This window comes from Myroides odoratimimus (genome assembly GCF_004337635.1).
Taxonomy (GTDB): domain Bacteria; phylum Bacteroidota; class Bacteroidia; order Flavobacteriales; family Flavobacteriaceae; genus Flavobacterium; species Flavobacterium odoratimimum.
In genome coordinates this window covers 2,021,352-2,039,485 of record NZ_CP037427.1, presented here as the reverse complement: position 1 = coordinate 2,039,485, position 18,134 = coordinate 2,021,352, and the positions used below count along the sequence as shown (strand labels likewise).

General features: G+C 34.7%; 23 protein-coding genes. 20 read left to right on the top strand and 3 right to left on the bottom strand.

Annotation, left to right across the window (positions count from 1 at the left end; genetic code table 11):
- The first annotated feature begins 12 nt into the window (after window positions 1-12).
- The 7 genes from E0Z07_RS09345 (at window position 13) to E0Z07_RS09315 (ending at window position 3,625) form a co-directional block, all read left to right on the top strand.
- A complete protein-coding gene (locus E0Z07_RS09345; protein WP_006260660.1) occupies window positions 13-924 on the top strand; it encodes an alpha/beta hydrolase in 912 nt (303 codons plus the stop codon).
- A gap of 1 nt (window position 925) precedes the next feature.
- A complete protein-coding gene (locus E0Z07_RS09340; RefSeq protein ID WP_006260659.1) occupies window positions 926-1,318 on the top strand; it encodes a DUF3784 domain-containing protein in 393 nt (130 codons plus the stop codon).
- 7 nt (window positions 1,319-1,325) lie between these two features.
- Entirely contained in the window at window positions 1,326-1,649 is a 324-nt protein-coding gene (locus E0Z07_RS09335) for an SdpI family protein (protein WP_006260658.1), read from the top strand.
- 2 nt (window positions 1,650-1,651) lie between these two features.
- Window positions 1,652-2,188: a DUF1697 domain-containing protein gene (locus E0Z07_RS09330; RefSeq protein ID WP_006260657.1), complete on the top strand. Its 537-nt coding sequence runs from the start codon at window positions 1,652-1,654 to the stop codon at window positions 2,186-2,188.
- 39 nt (window positions 2,189-2,227) lie between these two features.
- Window positions 2,228-2,647, top strand: coding sequence for a hypothetical protein (locus tag E0Z07_RS09325; protein WP_006260656.1), 420 nt, complete (start codon window positions 2,228-2,230; stop codon window positions 2,645-2,647).
- Window positions 2,648-2,822: 175 nt separating this feature from the next.
- On the top strand, window positions 2,823-3,182 hold the full coding sequence (locus E0Z07_RS09320) for a hypothetical protein (RefSeq protein WP_006262997.1): 360 nt from the start codon (window positions 2,823-2,825) through the stop codon (window positions 3,180-3,182).
- Window positions 3,182-3,625, top strand: coding sequence for a PEGA domain-containing protein (locus E0Z07_RS09315; RefSeq protein WP_016649831.1), 444 nt, complete (start codon window positions 3,182-3,184; stop codon window positions 3,623-3,625). The genes E0Z07_RS09320 and E0Z07_RS09315 overlap by 1 nt, the downstream gene beginning before the upstream one ends.
- A 37-nt stretch (window positions 3,626-3,662) precedes the next feature.
- On the opposite strand, the gene E0Z07_RS09310 is transcribed toward E0Z07_RS09315, so the two are convergent.
- Complete coding sequence (locus E0Z07_RS09310) at window positions 3,663-5,861, bottom strand: B12-binding domain-containing radical SAM protein (protein ID WP_016649832.1); 2,199 nt, start codon at window positions 5,859-5,861, stop codon at window positions 3,663-3,665.
- A gap of 164 nt (window positions 5,862-6,025) precedes the next feature.
- Between E0Z07_RS09310 and E0Z07_RS18010 the strand changes: the two genes are divergently transcribed.
- On the top strand, window positions 6,026-6,187 hold the full coding sequence (locus E0Z07_RS18010; RefSeq protein WP_165868447.1) for a hypothetical protein: 162 nt from the start codon (window positions 6,026-6,028) through the stop codon (window positions 6,185-6,187).
- A 3-nt stretch (window positions 6,188-6,190) separates the two neighbouring features.
- Entirely contained in the window at window positions 6,191-6,742 is a 552-nt protein-coding gene (locus E0Z07_RS09305) for a GNAT family N-acetyltransferase (protein ID WP_016649833.1), read from the top strand.
- A 4-nt stretch (window positions 6,743-6,746) separates the two neighbouring features.
- On the opposite strand, the gene E0Z07_RS09300 is transcribed toward E0Z07_RS09305, so the two are convergent.
- Window positions 6,747-7,166 (bottom strand): GNAT family N-acetyltransferase, encoded by a 420-nt coding sequence (locus E0Z07_RS09300; RefSeq protein ID WP_131540592.1) that lies wholly within the window; start codon window positions 7,164-7,166, stop codon window positions 6,747-6,749.
- Window positions 7,167-7,292: 126 nt separating this feature from the next.
- Between E0Z07_RS09300 and E0Z07_RS09295 the strand changes: the two genes are divergently transcribed.
- The 4 genes from E0Z07_RS09295 to E0Z07_RS18005 all read left to right on the top strand — a co-directional run bounded on the left by E0Z07_RS09295 (window position 7,293) and on the right by E0Z07_RS18005 (window position 11,273).
- Window positions 7,293-8,180: an AraC family transcriptional regulator gene (locus E0Z07_RS09295; RefSeq protein WP_006257082.1), complete on the top strand. Its 888-nt coding sequence runs from the start codon at window positions 7,293-7,295 to the stop codon at window positions 8,178-8,180.
- Between the two features lie 127 nt (window positions 8,181-8,307).
- Window positions 8,308-9,768 (top strand): c-type cytochrome, encoded by a 1,461-nt coding sequence (locus E0Z07_RS09290; RefSeq protein WP_131540591.1) that lies wholly within the window; start codon window positions 8,308-8,310, stop codon window positions 9,766-9,768.
- Window positions 9,761-11,098, top strand: coding sequence for a c-type cytochrome (locus tag E0Z07_RS09285; protein WP_131540590.1), 1,338 nt, complete (start codon window positions 9,761-9,763; stop codon window positions 11,096-11,098). The genes E0Z07_RS09290 and E0Z07_RS09285 overlap by 8 nt, the downstream gene beginning before the upstream one ends.
- 7 nt (window positions 11,099-11,105) lie before the next feature.
- Window positions 11,106-11,273, top strand: coding sequence for a hypothetical protein (locus E0Z07_RS18005; RefSeq protein ID WP_165868446.1), 168 nt, complete (start codon window positions 11,106-11,108; stop codon window positions 11,271-11,273).
- Window positions 11,274-11,483: 210 nt separating this feature from the next.
- On the opposite strand, the gene E0Z07_RS09280 is transcribed toward E0Z07_RS18005, so the two are convergent.
- Window positions 11,484-11,921, bottom strand: a complete 438-nt coding sequence (locus E0Z07_RS09280) for a hypothetical protein (RefSeq protein WP_131540589.1) — start codon at window positions 11,919-11,921, stop codon at window positions 11,484-11,486.
- 633 nt (window positions 11,922-12,554) lie between these two features.
- On the opposite strand from E0Z07_RS09280, the gene E0Z07_RS09275 reads away from it, so the two are divergent.
- From E0Z07_RS09275 to dapB, 7 genes are all read left to right on the top strand, one after another.
- The gene (locus E0Z07_RS09275) at window positions 12,555-12,857 is read left to right on the top strand and encodes a hypothetical protein (protein ID WP_131540588.1); all 303 of its coding nucleotides are present in this window, start codon (window positions 12,555-12,557) and stop codon (window positions 12,855-12,857) included.
- Window positions 12,858-12,866: 9 nt separating this feature from the next.
- The gene (locus E0Z07_RS09270; RefSeq protein WP_131540587.1) at window positions 12,867-13,154 is read left to right on the top strand and encodes a hypothetical protein; all 288 of its coding nucleotides are present in this window, start codon (window positions 12,867-12,869) and stop codon (window positions 13,152-13,154) included.
- 154 nt (window positions 13,155-13,308) lie between these two features.
- Entirely contained in the window at window positions 13,309-14,898 is a 1,590-nt protein-coding gene (gene bshC, locus E0Z07_RS09265) for a bacillithiol biosynthesis cysteine-adding enzyme BshC (RefSeq protein ID WP_131540586.1), read from the top strand.
- Between the two features lie 212 nt (window positions 14,899-15,110).
- Window positions 15,111-15,875, top strand: a complete 765-nt coding sequence (locus E0Z07_RS09260) for a ParA family protein (protein ID WP_006257090.1) — start codon at window positions 15,111-15,113, stop codon at window positions 15,873-15,875.
- A gap of 29 nt (window positions 15,876-15,904) precedes the next feature.
- Entirely contained in the window at window positions 15,905-16,810 is a 906-nt protein-coding gene (locus tag E0Z07_RS09255; protein WP_006260647.1) for a ParB/RepB/Spo0J family partition protein, read from the top strand.
- Window positions 16,810-17,397 carry a DUF5683 domain-containing protein gene (locus E0Z07_RS09250; protein ID WP_006257093.1) on the top strand — a complete coding sequence of 196 codons (588 nt, stop codon included), beginning with the start codon at window positions 16,810-16,812 and terminating at the stop codon, window positions 17,395-17,397. The genes E0Z07_RS09255 and E0Z07_RS09250 overlap by 1 nt, the downstream gene beginning before the upstream one ends.
- 12 nt (window positions 17,398-17,409) lie before the next feature.
- Window positions 17,410-18,114 (top strand): 4-hydroxy-tetrahydrodipicolinate reductase, encoded by a 705-nt coding sequence (dapB, locus tag E0Z07_RS09245; RefSeq protein ID WP_006260646.1) that lies wholly within the window; start codon window positions 17,410-17,412, stop codon window positions 18,112-18,114.
- The last annotated feature ends 20 nt before the right edge of the window (window positions 18,115-18,134 follow it).

Here is an 18,134-nt window from a genome sequence, read left to right as displayed (position 1 = left end):
CACAACAACACTATGAAAAAACTATTAACTACACTTACCTTATGCTTTGCTACGTCATTTAGCTTTGCACAAACAGCTGTTCAGGTAGACAGTGAAATTGATGGAGACTTATATTTAGCGAATAAAGACAGTAAACAACTCGCTATTATAATAGCGGGTTCTGGTCCTACTAACAAGAATGGAAACAATCCTGCTGGAGTAAATGCGAACTCGTATAAGTACCTTGCCCAAGGGCTAAAAGAGAATGGTATCAACACCTTCACGTATAACAAGAGGATGTTCGCTCAGATTAAGAACCAGACTATTAATGAGGCAGATATTAAGTTTGAAGACAATGTGAGTGACTTAAATATAGTTATTGACTATTTCAAAAAGGACTATCCTAATATTATCTTGATAGGGCACAGTGAAGGAGCCATGGTAGCTACATTGGCTAGCCAAGACAATAGTGCTGTATCAAAGCTTATCTCACTACAAGGGCCAGGAGAATCAGTTGATAAAATACTGTATAAACAGATAACGGCACAAGCGCCTTTCTTTGCAAAATCAATAGAAGACATTCACGCTAAACTTAGAAAAGGCGAAATAGTAGATAGCATTCCTCCTATGCTACAAAGCTTATATCGCACTTCTGCTCAGCCTTACCTTATCTCGTGGATGAAGTACGATCCTACTGTAGAGCTTAAAAAAGTAAAACAACCGATTTTAATCTTACAAGGAGATAAAGACTTACAAGTCAAAACAGATCAGGGAGACAACTTAAAACAAGCTGTACCTACTGCAACTCTTGTGACAATAAAAGGAATGAATCACGTACTAAAAACAGTTGTAAAAGAGGATGAGAACTTAGCACTATACACAAAGCCTGATGTGCCTCTTCACACTGAACTAGTACCTACTATTGTTAACTTTATAAAAAAATAATATGGAGGCTTTTATTATTGTTGGCTTAATATACATAGGTATAAGTTATTTTCTTACTGCTGAAAATGCTGATGGTTTATTAGCAGGCTACAACACGATGTCTGATGAACGTAAAAAACTATATGATATTACCTCTACTGTTAATATAATTAACCGAACAGTACGCTGGACTGGTATAGTATTAACTCTTGTGGGAATAGTCTTCTATTTTATTCATGTAGAAGAGTTTATACATTTTATCATACTTATTTTCAGTATAATCCCTCTATTAGCATCAAGTATTTACGCGAGATTAAGGTATTCTAAAGACCCTATGCGCTGGTATGATTGGATAATTCCTATTGGGATAAGCGTAGGCAGTATTTTGTTAACTTATTTATTCATTACTAATTAATCACACTATGATAGCAACAGAACTACTTATATTTATGTGTCTATTTATTGTCTTAGGACTACTAGTTCCTCATGTCAAAACAATAAATAGCATACTAGGGTATCGCACACACCGTGCAATGAAGAACCAACGCAACTGGGAGTTTGCACAAAAGCTAAGTGGTAAGTACTTTGTATACTTAGGTATAGGTACGGGTATATACAGTGGTATTTCTTATCTACTTCCTACTTACTCAAAGCTATTAAACAATATATACTTCTTACCGATGATACTCAGTTTAGCATTTATTATTTATAAAACAGAACAAGGATTAAAGAAACTAGAAGAGTAATCATGAAAACTTATATCACACTCCTCAGAGGAATAAATGTCAGTGGCAAGAACATCATCAAAATGAATGTATTAAAACAATTGTGTGTTGACTTAGGTTTACACAATGTCCAGACTTATATTCAGAGTGGTAATATTGTTTATCAAGCAGTAGAACAAGATTGTACTATCTTATCTAAGAATATTCACAATACAATACTTAATACGTTAGACTTAGATGTTCCAACTATTACAATCGAGGAATTACAACTAGATAGAATTATTAAAGACAATCCATTTACAACAGAAGAAAATCTCAATCGACTCTATATCACCTTCTTAGAAAGTGTACCACATCTAGATGGTACAAATATGCTTATAGGCAAAAAAGCTGACACAGAACTACTTCAAGTTACTGAATCAGCTGTATACCTCGTCGCAAATATTGGATATGGAAAAACGAAGATTACCAATACTTTAATAGAGAATAAACTAAAGGTAACTGCTACCACACGTAATTACAAAACATGTTTACAAATCAAAGCATTAGCTATTAAATAACACTTAAAGCATTATCTTTATTGATAATTAAAAATTACTATGAAAAGACTAACTCAATTATTCTCACTATTCTTTCTTCTATTGATATTCTCTTGTTCTAATGATGACAACGTTTCTTCTAATGATGACAATGTCCATTTTACAATTAAAACATACAGCGAACAAGAACATACAATAGATGTAATCATCACCTATGGTACTTATGATCGTAAAGAGAATAAAACCATCTTAAAAAAGCTAGAGATAAAAGACTTCAAAGAATTTACTTCTCCAAAGATTACAACAGATCAAACTTATGCTTTCTTAACTGTAGAGAAACTAAATGATCCAAATCTAATGACTTTTATTAAAATAAACTCTTTCGTCAATGATAGAGACATTATGACTAATGCTAGTAATAAAGAGTTTACTAATGCAGAAGTTGATATTAAGCATTTTGCAAATATGCACAAGAAATAAAAAACTGCTATTATTATAATTAAAACCAAAAGCTTCGTTTATAACGGAGCTTTTCTATTTTTAAAAGGAATATATAAAATACAAATCATCACTCCTTACAAATATTTATAATACTTCATCCTCTTAATTTTTTTATAATTTTTAACTACTATATTTGCGCCCAAATTTACCTACTATGAAAAAAATATTTCTTTTAATCACTTGTATAGCTCTTGGAGCATGCAGTTCTTCGATGAGTACTACTATGACTACTACAAAAGTTAACACACCTCTTAATACAGAAGTTATAGTACTTAAACTTAATGAAGAAGTTCCTACACCAAATACAAAAGTAGGTAGTAGCAAATTTGGAGATTCAGGTTTTTCTGTCAACTGTAACCTAAATTATATATTAAGTAATGCTCGTAAAATTGCTCAAGACTTTGGAGCAGATGTCATTAAAATAACAAAACACAAACGCCCTAACCTATGGAGTACGTGCCATAGAGTAGACGTTGATTATTATAAAACACAAACACTTAAAAATAACAATTAATGAAAAAAACACTCTTACTAATCTCTTCAGCATTACTATTATTAAATACAAGCTGTGCTACTATCGTATCTGGAAGCAAACAAAAAATAGAGATCTACTCTACTCCTACGAACTCTACAGTCTATATAGACAATAAAGAAGTAGGTAAAACACCATACAATACTAAACTAAAGAAAAACCAATCTTATACACTTAAGATAGCAAGTGAAGGATATGACACTTATAAAACTGATTTTGAAAGAAGCTTTAATGCTTGGTACATTGGTAATATTGGTTTGGGAGGGATTATAGGACTTATTGTTGACCCTATCACTGGTGCAATTCATAAATTAAAACCTGTACAATACAACAGCACTCCTGCTAAAGATGCTGTTATCAAAGCAAATCACAGAACAATCTTTATGAACATTAGTTTAAAAGAACAAGATAAACCTCAACAATAAGAATAACAAAGCCTCGCAAATGCGAGGCTTTCTATATTTAAAGCACTAGTAGCGCCATATCTTTTAATGCTTGTGCTGGCTTAGAATACCAGAATGGTTCAAAGTCTTCATTCGTAAACTCTTCAAAGCTTTTTTTCATTTCTTGATAAGTCATCGTCTGAGAAGCTTTCTCTTTCAAAGTCTCCACAAAATGTACAAACCAATCCCCTACCACTCTATCTACATCTACACCTATCGTCTCTTTTTTAGTATAGAATACCAACTGAGCCATTTCAAACACTCTGTTCTTTTTCTTCTTTTCGAAGTACTCGATATAAGGGAATGTCCCTAACCATACTACCTTTTGATTTGGTTTACACACCGTCAAAGGTTCGTTGTTTAAACAACTGAATATATAATCAGGTGATATACTCGTACGAGGTATTTTAAAATCAAACCATTCATGTAATGGCATATCAAAACACATCCCATGCATAAAGTTAAACAGTGACTTCTTCAGTCCAAAAGAGAACTTATCATGTATCGCTCCGTTCATCTCTACGTGAGGTACATCGTTATTAGCGAATGTCCCCATCTCAGCATGTACACGCTCTACCTTGTATTCCTCTGGGTTCATCCCTACTGGTGAGTGAGCAGTCATCGCAAACTGATGCCAAAAGCCCGATTGCATTACTCCTGCTTCAAATAACTGACGCACCATCTCTAGACTGTCTATTGTCTCCTGTGCAGTCTGTGTTGGGAAACCATACATTAGATAAGCATGCACTAAGATACCTGCCTCCGTAAAGTTTCTATTCACACGAGCTACTTGTTCTACCGTAACTCCCTTATCTATTAATTTTAATAATCTATCTGAGGCAACCTCTAACCCTCCTGATACAGCTACACATCCTGAAGCTTTTAATAATAAGCACAAGTCTTTCGTAAAGCTCTTCTCAAAGCGGATGTTCGTCCACCACGATACTGTTAGTTTACGTCTGATAATCTCTAACGCTACCTCGCGCATCAGTGCTGGCGGTGCTGCCTCATCGACGAAGTGAAATCCTGTCTCTCCCGTCTGCTCAATTAACGTCTGCATACGGTCTACGATCTGCTTAGCCGCTATTGGTTCATATACCTTGATATAGTCTAAACTAATATCGCAGAAAGTACACTTACCCCAATAACATCCATGTGCCATCGTTAGTTTGTTCCATCGACCATCACTCCACATACGATGCATTGGATTCACTACCTCTATCACAGAGATATACTCTGTCAGCAATAAGTCTGAATAATCAGGAGTACCTACCTCAGCCTGTTTATAGTCACGCTTCAAAGGATTATTGATATACACTACCTCTCCATCTTTAGCGATAAGCGTACGCTTTAACTCCTCTTGTGCTATCTTTCCTTCTACATGGAGAATTAAGTTCTCTAATGGAGCCTCTCCATCATCTAAAGTGATAAAGTCAAAGAACTCAAATACACGCACATCTTTTAAAGAACGTAACTCCGTATTCGGAAACCCTCCTCCCATCGTGATTTTGATATGAGGATAATTCTTCTTAATGTACTGAGCACATCTAAAACTGCTGTACAGATTACCAGGAAAAGGTACAGAGAAACCTATTATCTTAGGATTAGTCTTATCTATTAGCTGTTGTAATAAATCAAGGGTAATCTCATCGATATAAGTCAAGGGTTGGTGTAATGCATCATACATCTCATCAAAGGTATGAGCAGAACGACCTAATCGCTCAGCATATCTACTAAACCCAAAATTGGTATCTACTGTCTCAACAATGAGATCAGACAAGTCCTCTAAATACAGTGTAGATAAATGCTTCGCCTTATCTTGTATTCCCATCGTACCGAATGCCCACTCTAACTCTTCTAGTTGTTCAAAGCGAGATGCTCGTGGAAGATAATCCTCTTGTACGATAGCATGTGCTAATGTAGAGTTCTTTCCTTGTAAGAAAGCTATTACAGCATCTATAGTAGAGATATAATCCTCTTCTAAAGCAAGAATACGATGTATATTAGGAGAGACCTCTTCTATGTGTTCATGTACATAGTCGAACAAGTCTATCAAACCTTGTTTACTAAACAATTTCAATATAACCTCTATTCCCAAATCTGCTTGGTAGCTATCTATATTCAGGGTATTCAGAAACCCCTTAATATATGCTGTCGCTGGATAAGGTGTGTTTAACTGCGTAAACGGAGGAGTTATAAATGCTATTGTTGTATTCACTGTATCTAATTTTGGAGTGCAAAGATACTACTATTCAACCGAGTAAAAAACTGTATATCCTTCACTTTTAATCTTTTCAAAAAACAAACTTAACACACATTTAATCAATCAATTAAACCTTTATAAAATACTTTTTATATATCTTTGCATTAAATACATATAAAATGGCAAAACCAATTAAAATAACACCCACTCTAAAAAGTAAAGATGCTGCTCGTTTTCTAAAACAAATTGAAGCAAACAAATCTATCCCTAAAGACAATGCGAGATTAGAACAAATTCGCAAAGATGCCTCTATACTAAACTCACTATTTAAGAAAGTTTAGTATATGCCTATTATTGACTTTTCTAAACTAAATTTTCTTCTACTATTAGAAAGTCATGAATTAAAACCTTTTAACTGCGGAGATAAAGATCTTAACTCTTTCTTATTTAAGAAAGCTTTACACTATAAAAAAGAATTATTAGCCACTACTTTTATTTTAGAAAATCAAGAGCGAACGATTGCTTATTACACTCTTTTTAATGACTGTTTACGTGTAGAGGATACTACCTTTTCAAGTAAAAATGCAATTAATCGATTCTTAAAAACATTCCTTTCTCATCCTAAACGACATCTAAAGTCCTTTCCTGCTATTAAAATAGGAAGATTAGCTATTGACGAAACATTTAAAGGTTTAGGTTTAGGCAGAGTAATCATTAATACAATAATCAATAATGCTATTGAAATGAATAAACATCAAGCTTGTAAGTTTATAACAGTTGATGCTTATCAAACATCATTGCTGTTTTACGAAAGATTAGGTTTCAAATATTTATCAGATAATGATAAAAATAAAGATACAAGACAAATGTACCTTGACCTCACTCAATACATATAATTCCCTACAACACCTTACGCAGATATATCTTAGAATACCCTAACGGATAATCCTTCTCTTCTGCGAAAATCTCATAACCTAGAGATTGGTAAAAGTCAGAAGCTTGAAACGAAAAAGTATTCAATGATATATACTTACAGTTGCGTTCTACAGCTACCCGCTCTGCTGCTAACATGAGTTTCTTACCAAGGCCTTGTCCTCTATAACTCTCTTTCACAGCGAGGTTCTGTATCTCTAGCGTTCCCAATAATGAACGTCCTAATATCCCGCCTATCACCTCTCCTTCTTCTACTAAAGTAATCTCTAGTGATTCATTGATACAATCTGATAAATGTGTCGTATGACTTACATTATAAGAAGATAATATCTCCTTAATCGCCATCGCATTATGATCATCTATCTCTGTAGTTATCTTTATTTCCATCCTAACTCGTATTTCAGATTATACTAGTCTAAAGTACTAAATCTTAATCACACCATAACTTATTTCTATTCAATCACCATTTAAAGAATTTAACATATTCCTATCTTTGCCTAAAATATTAGAAATATGGAGAACAATAGTATTCCAATTTACAACATCTGTAACCTACTCGACAATAATAATATATCACAAGACTGTGTAGTATATCGACTTGAAGAGTTTATTTCTAATAGACCGAATATGGTATCTGCTCCTCACAGACACGCATTCTATCAAATCCTCTTCGTAGCTGAAGGGAAGGGAATACACTCTATTGACTTTGAGAAATTCTCTATTGAGGAGAAATGCTTATTTTATCTCAACCCTTCACAAGTACACAAATGGGAATTCGAACCTGGTACCAAAGGGTTTCTTATCAATTTCAATGATAACTTTCTGCGTACATTCTTAGTTAACCCGAACTATCTAAAGGAGTTTACCTTCTTCGGAGGGAACGCTCAGTACTCTAAGTTCTCTTGTGAGAAGTGCTATGAGACACTACACACGAAGTTCGAGAAGATGTATTATGCCTATACAGAAAACCAACCTTTACAGAAAGACTATATCAAAGTCTTAATGCTAGAACTGTTCTTAGAGACACAGCTATTCTTAGTCAAAAAAGTATTCGAGCCAGAAGAACCTAATGAGACGAAGGGGGCACACTTCATCATTAAGAATTTTGAGAAGCTCGTAGAAGACCATTTTATAGAGAAGAGATTACCTGGAGAATATGCTGATATGCTACACATCACTCCTAATCACCTCAACTCTTTATGCAAAAAGGTAGTAGGTATAACAGCAGGTGAAGTTATCCGTAACAGAGTGATCTTAGAATGTAAACGATTATTGGTCAATGCCGATTTATCGATTACAGAGATCTCTTATGAACTCGACTTTAAGAACAATGCTTACTTCTCTAGATTCTTTAAAAAGAATACAGGGCTATCCCCAGAAGAATTCAGAAAACAGAACTAAGAATTGATTACTTAAATACAATTCGCTTTTATCACACTGTTCTAAATTGATTAGTGTAAATATCACCACGTTTAGTGTAATATATTTCAGTAGGTAGGGTTCTAACTTTGCTGAAAAATAATACATTATGGATTTCCCTCTATTTCATTTAGACTGGTTGAACGATCGTTTCCTCATTGCGATGATAGCGATTATTCACGTATTTATAAACCATGGGCTAGCCGTTGGGTTCTTGCCTTATATTACATTATTAGAACAACAAGGAGTAGTCAAAAGTGGACCAGAAGACATCACTGATCTTGCCTGGGATAAGATGGTACACCGTATGATGATGGTCGGTTTTGTGATCACGACCACGATGGGAGCGATGACAGGAGTCGGTATATGGTTCTCAGCAGCACTAATTAGTCCTAACTCTATTGGTAGTTTAATCCGTGTTTTCTACTGGGGATGGTTTACAGAATGGATTGTATTCGTATTAGAAGTAGTTTTTATCATGATCTATTTCTTAACATGGAAGAACTCTAATAAATCTCTACGTGCTAAACAACGCCATATCCGATTCGGTTGGTTCCTTTCTGGATTCTCATGGCTGACTATGGCTATTATCGTAGCAATATTAGGATTTATGATGGATCCTGGTAACTGGATACAAGAACAATCTTTAGTAAGTGCATTGACTAACCCTATTTACTTACCTCAGCTATTATTTAGAACACCTACAGCGATGGTTGTAGCAGGAGCCTTTGGTTTCTTACTGATTATGTTGTTCACTAAGAAGTCTAGTGCTATCAGACCTACGGCTCTTAAGACTACAGCTATATGGGTATTACTGTGGTTACCGCTATCTATTCTAGCTTCTATTTATTACTATAACGTGATACCTGATGCGATGACAGCGAATATGAGTACGGCGGTAGGTACTATGGACTTTGCTAAATACTATGATTTATTAAAATACATTATCCTAATAGCGACTAGCTCACTAGCTCTGTTAGCAATCTGGACACTGTGGAAACCTAAGAAAGTCAATCTTATCATTGTGATTATTCCTTTTGTACTATCGCTTGGTTTCTTAGGAATATTCGAACGTGTACGAGAATTTATCCGTAAGCCTTATGTCATCGGTAACTATATGTACTCTAACCTGATCAGAGAAGAAGACTATCCTCTGCTACAGCGAGACGGTATACTGAAGCACTCTACTTATACCTCTATCACAGAGATTACAGAAGAGAATAAACTAGAGGCTGGTAAAGATGTGTTTATGATAGCGTGTTCTCGATGTCATACCAGTCAGGGGATTAATTCTATCATATATGTATTCGAAAAAATGTATGGAATAGGAAAGCCTTTAGATATCAACTCGATGAAAGCGTATATACCTAATATGCACAACGGTAGAACCTATATGCCTCCTTATCCAGGTAACGAAGAAGAACTAGATGCACTAGCCCATTATATTTTCTATTTACAACAGAGTGGTGCGACACTAGAAGGGGCGCAGAGTGCTGGAGCACATCTTAACCCTACTCACTCTGTAGAACATTTTATAGAACAAAAATTAAACAATAACAAAGATGAATAATACTCCATTACCTAAAGATATACCCTTAGACTTACCATTACCAGAGTGGTTACTAGTTATTCTATTAGTAGTTTCATTCTTAGCACATATTGTGTTTGTAAACTTAATGGTAGGAGGTTCTATAGCCACGCTATGGGCAGAAATAAAAGGGCTTAAAAACAAAGAATACGATGTACTAGCACAAGAAATAGCTGCGACAATAACAGTAAACAAATCATTAGCTGTAGTACTAGGGGTAGCTCCTCTACTGAGTATTAATGCACTGTACACCATTTATTTTTACACAGCTAACTCCTTGACAGGGATTATGTGGATATTGATTATCCCTATGGTAGCGATTGTTTTCCTATTGACCTACTTACACAAGTACACTTGGGAAGCAATGGCGAATATGAAATTATTACACATATCTATCAATGCTCTAGCAGTAATTATGTTCTTATTCATTCCCCTAATCTTCTTAGTGAATATCAATCTGATGCTATTCCCTGAGAAATGGATGAGTGTAAGAGGATTCTTATCTGCTTTAGCCTTGCCAAATGTATTCCCGAGATACTTCCATTTTATCTGTGCATCACTAGCCCTGACAGGTCTATTTATCACTTGGTATATGGGGCGTAAGAACTATCCTTTTGAAGAATACTTTAAAGTTTTCACTAGAGCGAAGGTTAAACGTCTTGGATATCAGTTAGCGCTAGGGGCATCAGTAGCTCAGTTCTTATTTGGTCCTATCGTGATGGCTACTTTACCTGCCAAAGGGTTTAGTTGGGCTATGATGGGAGTGATCTTATCAGGTGTAGCAGTGGCAGTATATGCGGTGTACTATATGATCAAAACACTAAAGGGTACAGATGACCAACTAGACAGATACTTCAGAAGAATAGTGATTTCTATGGGGATTGTAGTCGTATTCATGGGAAGTGGTCGTCATGTCTATAGAGCGAATGCTATCAACCCACACCGAGAACTGATGGCTCAAAAGACAGCCGAATTTGAACAAGCATCAAAAGAAGCTAGAGAACAAGCAGCTAACCAACAAGAAGAAGAAAAACAAGCGATAGCTACTGCCGAAGCTTCTGGTGATAATACAGCTAAGGGTAAAGCAGTCTTTAATAGCTACTGTGCTGCCTGTCATAAAGAGAAGACACCACTAGTAGGGCCTCCTGTGACAGAAATGCAAGAAATATATGCAGACAATAAAACGGATCTAATCAAGTGGATTAAGTCTCCAGGTAAGAAACGTCCTGATGCACCACAGATGCCTCCATTCCCTCAGATCAATGATACGGATATGGAAGATCTGACTCAATATATCTTAAACATTAAATAAGTAGATTATGATTATTACGATATCACTATTTCTCATCTTAGCCATACTGATCATCTCAGGTGTTATCATTTCTAAGGTGATTAAAATCTATCTCTACTCTTCTAAGAATAAAGAGATGTGGAAAAAAGAAATTAAAGAAGAAAAAAACTATCAGTTTATAAAAGGTCTTTACTAACTCAGTGTTCTCCCCAGCACTGCGCACATCGTATCCCTCATTAGTAGGTAAGTATTGTATTTCCTGTAAGGTAATCTATTATTGTCATATCAAGAGAACGCTCCCAAAACTCTCTTTTTTATAGATTACTTACATCGCCGTTCCCAATACCTTATCTATTCTAATGGGGGATATTTTTATTCTATCTACTTCAGATGATAACGCTATTATTTACTCTTTAGACCAATTACTCAATTCCTCTTCAGCATCATATACAGACTGCGCATACCATGCATAGATATTCATAATCATATATCTGTCTATGCTACCATCTACACTCTTCATAGATACCATGTTGAGGTGAATACGCCCTAGATCATACTTTTTTATATTGACTAGCTGTTTAGCTGTATACTGTTTCTCACTTCTAAAATACTTTTTGAGTATCAGCTTATCTTCTCTTATATAAGCAGTACAGAGGTATATAACCTGACTCACTGTTATACATGTAACTAACACCGTAATTACATACTTTATAATCACAAACCAATAATCACCAACATCCTGACTGATTGTAGCAATGCTACAAAACAGAATGGTCAACAATATATTTAGTATCAGATGTCCTAATGAATACTGATAGGACAATCTCTTTTCTTGTGCAATCATCTAGTTAAAGAGTTTAGTTGTTCCAAAGAAAAGAGTTTAGCTTCTATATATCAAATCCTATAATCATAAACCATAACAAACTACACGATATAGGGCATAATTAGCTATAATCAGGGATAAGACAACGCCTACTCTACCCTAAATAATTCTACTCAAATAAGTAATAGTTCTCTAACAAAGCCTTTTGTAACCTACCTCCCCATGTTCTTAGACTATCATGTACAACTATTCACTTACTAATAAGACTTAGTATGATAGTAATATTATGGGATAGTGATACCATAGTGGTCGCATTAAAATAGGCTAAAATTATGCGACCACTATGCGACCACTATGCGATCACTAGCCGACCACTATGCGACCACGTCAAAAAAGGCTGTTTCGTCCTACTATAGCTGTACAGTTATTATTTATAATCCTACTTTTAGCTGTACACTTATTTATGCTTTTTATTCTTCAAAAGATAAATTGATTTTTTAACTAATGTAGTTCTTTTAAAATAAACTACTTTTAACCAGAGTAATTCAATTACTAAAATGAGTTTTCTAACAACATATCTACTATTATAATAGACATTGTCCGAAATCGAGTTCAATAACAAGCAATATGCTCAAATACAAATATATCCTCTAAATGATAAAGTTACTTATAGAAAAACATAAAGGAATCATCACGTATGACTCCTTATCTCATTTAAATTTTAATGGCTCTCCTGCTGAGGTAATAGATGAGTTAAAAGAAGATTTGTTTCAAGCAGAGTTTGGTAACCATACCTTACTTGATATTGGTTGGTATCCAGAGTTTGATGTTGATGGGCATTTCTGTGTACAAGTTATTTCTAATTATGACTGGGAAGCCCCCTTATATAAAGAGAACTGTAAATCATTTGCCTCTTTAGAAGAGAGTGTACTCCATACCCTTCAGCACTGTTTATAAATATACACTATGATACAACAAGATATACTATTAGCCATGATACCCGCTTTCTTAGGTGTCATAGATTATCATATCAGAGCTATCGCTTATGACTATACAGAAGATACAATCTCTCTATATGTTTATACAAATACCATCCCTACAGAAGAGGATTATGATATTATAGACATTGCTGTCACAGAGATAATGGCTTCTCTGCCTCAGCTCCTATATCAGCATATAGTGATTGTACAACACACAGCTCCTATTAGAAAACTTAACTATTATAAAGGATGGTTCTTTGTTAGGAAAGAATAATGTTTTATACCCTATTCTCGATTGATTTATTGATAGATTAGTCTTAATAGCCTTCTACTCTGTTTCCTTTTTTAAATTAAACTTTAATCTTTAAACAACGTTAAACCTTCATTTAAAAACTGATTATTGTTTAAATTAGCAAAAAATAAACACTATGCCTTTAGACAAAATTACGTTTCAGAACGCGGGCTATTTTTCAAAACTAATGGTAGATTACCTTAATCAAGAGGCTAATCTAAAACACTTATATAATCACTTTCCTACTATAGAAAACTTTAAACAACAGTTAGACGAGAAGCGTGCTAACTATCCGATAGAACATAGAACTGTACTCTGTCAGGCGTTGTTAAGTCAATATAAAAACACGAAGACTTCTGAGAAGACTTTAGAGCATATAAACGCATTAGCGAAAGAAAATACATTTACAGTTACGACTGGACACCAGTTAAACTTATTTACGGGACCGTTATACTTCTTATACAAAATCATCTCTGTGATCAACTTAGCCAAAGAACTGAACGCTAAGTATCCCAACGAAAACTTTGTCCCAGTGTACTGGATGGCAACAGAAGATCACGACTTCGAAGAAATTAATCACTTCGTATTTGAAGAAAAAGTGATTTGCTGGAACAGAGAGAGCAAAGGTCCTGTAGGAAGATTAAGTACAGAAGGTCTGGATAAAGTATATGAAGTATTCCAATCTCATATCGGGGTAGGTAGTAATGCTACTTATATCAAGGAGCTATTCGAAAATGCTTATCTAAAACACGATAATCTGACGGATGCTACACGTTACTTAGCGAATGAACTATTCGCAGAGTACGGACTGGTAATCATAGATGGTGATGACGCTGAACTGAAAAAGTTATTTGCTCCTCATATCAAAGAAGAATTACTTCATCAAAGTGCTATCAAAGAAGTTGAAAAAAGCTATGATACACTATCAGAATACTTCATACAGGTCAATCCTCGTGATATCAACTTATTCTATATACAGGATAATCTGAGAGAAAGAATTATCTATGAAGATGATATATATAAGGTAAATAATACGTCTATTACCTTCACTAAAGAAGCAATACTAACAGAACTAGAGAATCACCCAGAATGCTTTAGTCCTAATGTGATACTGAGACCGTTATATCAAGAAGTAATATTGCCTAATCTATGCTATACTGGAGGTGGTGGAGAATTGGCATACTGGTTAGAATTAAAAAAAGTATTTGATTTACACAAGATCACTTTCCCGATGCTATTACTGAGAAATTCAGTGCTATTAGCGACTTCTAAACAAGTAGAGAAAATGGATAAACTAGAACTCTCTTGGAAAGATATGTTCATGAAACAAAGTCACTTAATCAATGCGAAAACGAAAGAGTTCTCTTCTATTCAATTTGATTTTGAACAACAACGCCAGTTCTTAGAAGAGCAGTTCAAAACACTAGAAGAAATAGCTTTACAAACGGATAAATCTTTTATAGGAGCAGTAAATGCACAGAAAGTCAAACAACTAAAAGGGTTAGACAACTTAGAGAAAAGACTGCGTATCGCTGAGAAAAGAAATCACGCTGACAAGCTAGAGCGCATTACCTTATTACAGAATGAACTATTCCCTAATAATAGCCTACAAGAGCGTATCGTTAACTTCTCTGTGTATTACAAAGAATATGGAGACCAGCTGATCAAGGCACTATTTGCACAATTAGAACCACTAAATCAAGAATTTGACATTGTCATTCTTTAATACAAAGCAAAAACTAGTATATTAACTATTACAGAAACATATTTAGATTAAAATAAAGATATTAGTGAATAAATGCCATTTATAGCACAGATGGCATTTATTTTTATAAGATATTGAATTTTAAGGTTTTTAGGGAAATGTTGATAAATAAGATTTCGTAGAGTCGCAAATAATCGTATTTTTACCAATTATAAAAACATTCTTTTGGTAAAATGGGTAAAATCATTGCTATTGCTAATCAAAAAGGTGGTGTAGGAAAAACTACAACATCAGTTAATCTTGCTGCTTCATTAGGAGCACTAGAGAAAAAAGTACTTATCATAGACGCAGATCCTCAGGCCAATGCTTCCTCAGGATTAGGAATCGATGTAGACTCTGTAGAGATCGGTACTTATGAAATATTAGAGCACAGTAATACGCCAGAAGAAGCGATTGTGGAATGTACAGCTCCGAATGTATATCTAATCCCCGCCCACATTGACTTAGTGGCTATTGAAATTGAGTTGGTGGATAAACCAAACCGAGAATACATGCTTAAAGAAGCACTTAAATCTGTCAAAGATAAGTTTGATTATATCATAATCGACTGTGCTCCTTCTTTAGGTCTACTTACACTAAATGCATTAACTGCTGCAGACTCTGTAGCTATTCCGATTCAGTGTGAGTACTTTGCATTAGAAGGTCTTGGTAAATTATTGAACACAATTAAAAGTGTTCAAAAAATACACAATCCTAATTTAGATATAGAAGGATTGTTATTAACGATGTACGACTCTCGCTTACGCTTGTCTAATCAAGTGGTAGAGGAAGTACAGAAACATTTTAACGATATGGTATTCGATACTATTATCCAGCGAAATGTAAAATTAAGTGAAGCACCTAGCTTTGGCGAAAGTATCATTAACTATGACGCTACTAGTAAGGGGGCTACGAATTACATCAATCTAGCAGAAGAAATTATTCGAAAAAATAGTTAGACTTCTCTAGAATTATTATTTAGAATATTATGGCAAAGGCAATTAAGAAACAAGCTTTAGGAAGAGGACTATCGGCTCTATTAAAAGATCCAGATAACGATATTAGATCAATCGAAGATAATAATGCAGATAAAGTAATCGGCAATATTATAGAGCTAGACATAGACTCTATTGAGATAAATCCATTCCAACCTAGAACGAACTTTAACGAAGAGTCTTTACAAGAGTTAGCTACAAGTATTCGAGAATTAGGTGTAATACAACCTATTACGGTTAGAAAAATTGAGTTCAACAAATACCAATTAATCTCTGGTGAACGCCGTTTAAGAGCTTCTAAAATAGTAGGATTAGACTCTGTGCCTGCTTATATCCGTATAGCGAATGACAATGAGTCTCTAACTATGGCTTTAGTAGAGAATATCCAACGTCATGATCTAGACCCTATCGAGATAGCACTGTCGTATCAACGTCTAATGGAAGAAATAAATCTGACACAAGAACAAGTAAGTGATCGCGTAGGAAAGAAACGTTCTACTATCGCTAATTACTTGCGTCTACTGCGTCTAGACCCAATCATTCAGACAGGGATAAGAGATGGATTTATCACTATGGGACATGGTCGTGCTATTATTAATATAGAAGACTTAGATGTACAGACAGATATCTATCACAAAATCATTACAGAAAACTTATCTGTAAGAGAGACTGAGGCTATCGTAAAAAAATATCAAGAACAACTAAGAGGTATAGTATCACCTGCTCTACCTAAGAAAAATACAGAGTTTAATATTCCAGAAAGTTATTCGAGATCATTCGGACAATTCTTTGGAACAAAAGTAGATATTAAAGTTTCTAATAATGGAAAAGGAAAGATATCTATTCCTTTCCACTCTGAAGAAGACTTAAATCGTATTATCAAACTATTAGAAAATTAGTGAAACACAAGTTATTAATCCTATTATTCTTCATAGGAGCAGTCTGTCACCCCACCTATGCACAGTCTGTAAGTGAAGAAGATGAACCTACTACGAAAAAAGAGTCTGCAGACTATAAACCATTAGATCCTGTAGCTCCTTCTCGTGCGGCATTCTATGCCTCTGTTATTCCTGGAGTAGGTCAAATCTATAATAAGAAATACTGGAAAGTACCATTAGTATATGCAGGTATAGGAATACCTACATACTTCTGGATGGATAACCAAAGACAGTATAATAGATATAGAGACGAATATAAGAAACGTCTACAAGGTGTTAACGATCCTAACGATCCTACTTTTGGAGGATTAGACAACGATCGTATATTAGAAGCTCAAAAGTTCTATAGACGTAATAGAGACTTATCTGTCGTAATCACAGTTGGTTTTTATGTTCTAAGTATCATCGACGCTAACGTAGATGCTCACTTGATGCAGTTCAACGTTAATGAGAACTTGACTATTAAGCCTGCCTTTGAGATAGACAGGATGAATCTTCAGAATCAAAATCAGTTCCAATATGCGATAAATGTAGAATATCGCTTTTAAAATATTTATCCAATGAAAATTGCTTTATTAGGATATGGCAAAATGGGTCAAATCATTGAAAGAATTGCCATAGAAAGAGGCCACGAAATAGTACTTCGCAAAAGAAGTTCTGATACTTATGAAGGACTAAAAGAGGCAGATGTAGCGATAGACTTCAGTGTGCCTTCTGCTGCTGTACAGAATATTACAACTTGTTTTGAACTAAATATCCCTATTATATCAGGTACCACAGGTTGGTTAGAAGAATATGATAAGATGGTAGATCTATGTACAAAAAGCAATGGTGCTTTTTTATATGGGTCTAATTTTAGTTTAGGAGTAAACCTATTCTTTGAGTTAAACAGCTACTTAGCTAAGATGATGAATAATCTTAATGATTATAAAGTATCTATGGAAGAAATACACCATACCCAAAAGTTAGATGCTCCTAGTGGCACAGCTATTTCTTTGGCTAATGGTATTATCGAAAATACAGATTATACAGCGTGGACATTAGACACACCAGATACTAATCAGATACATATCGATGCAAAACGCATAGATAGCGTACCTGGTACGCATAGTGTATTCTATGACTCTGCTATCGACCAGATAGAGATCAAGCACACAGCTCATAATAGAGAAGGCTTTGCTCTAGGAGCTGTAGTAGCCGCTGAATGGATACAAAATAAAAAAGGAATATTCTCTATGAAAGATGTTCTGAATCTAAAAAAATAATTACCTTCACTAATAATCAT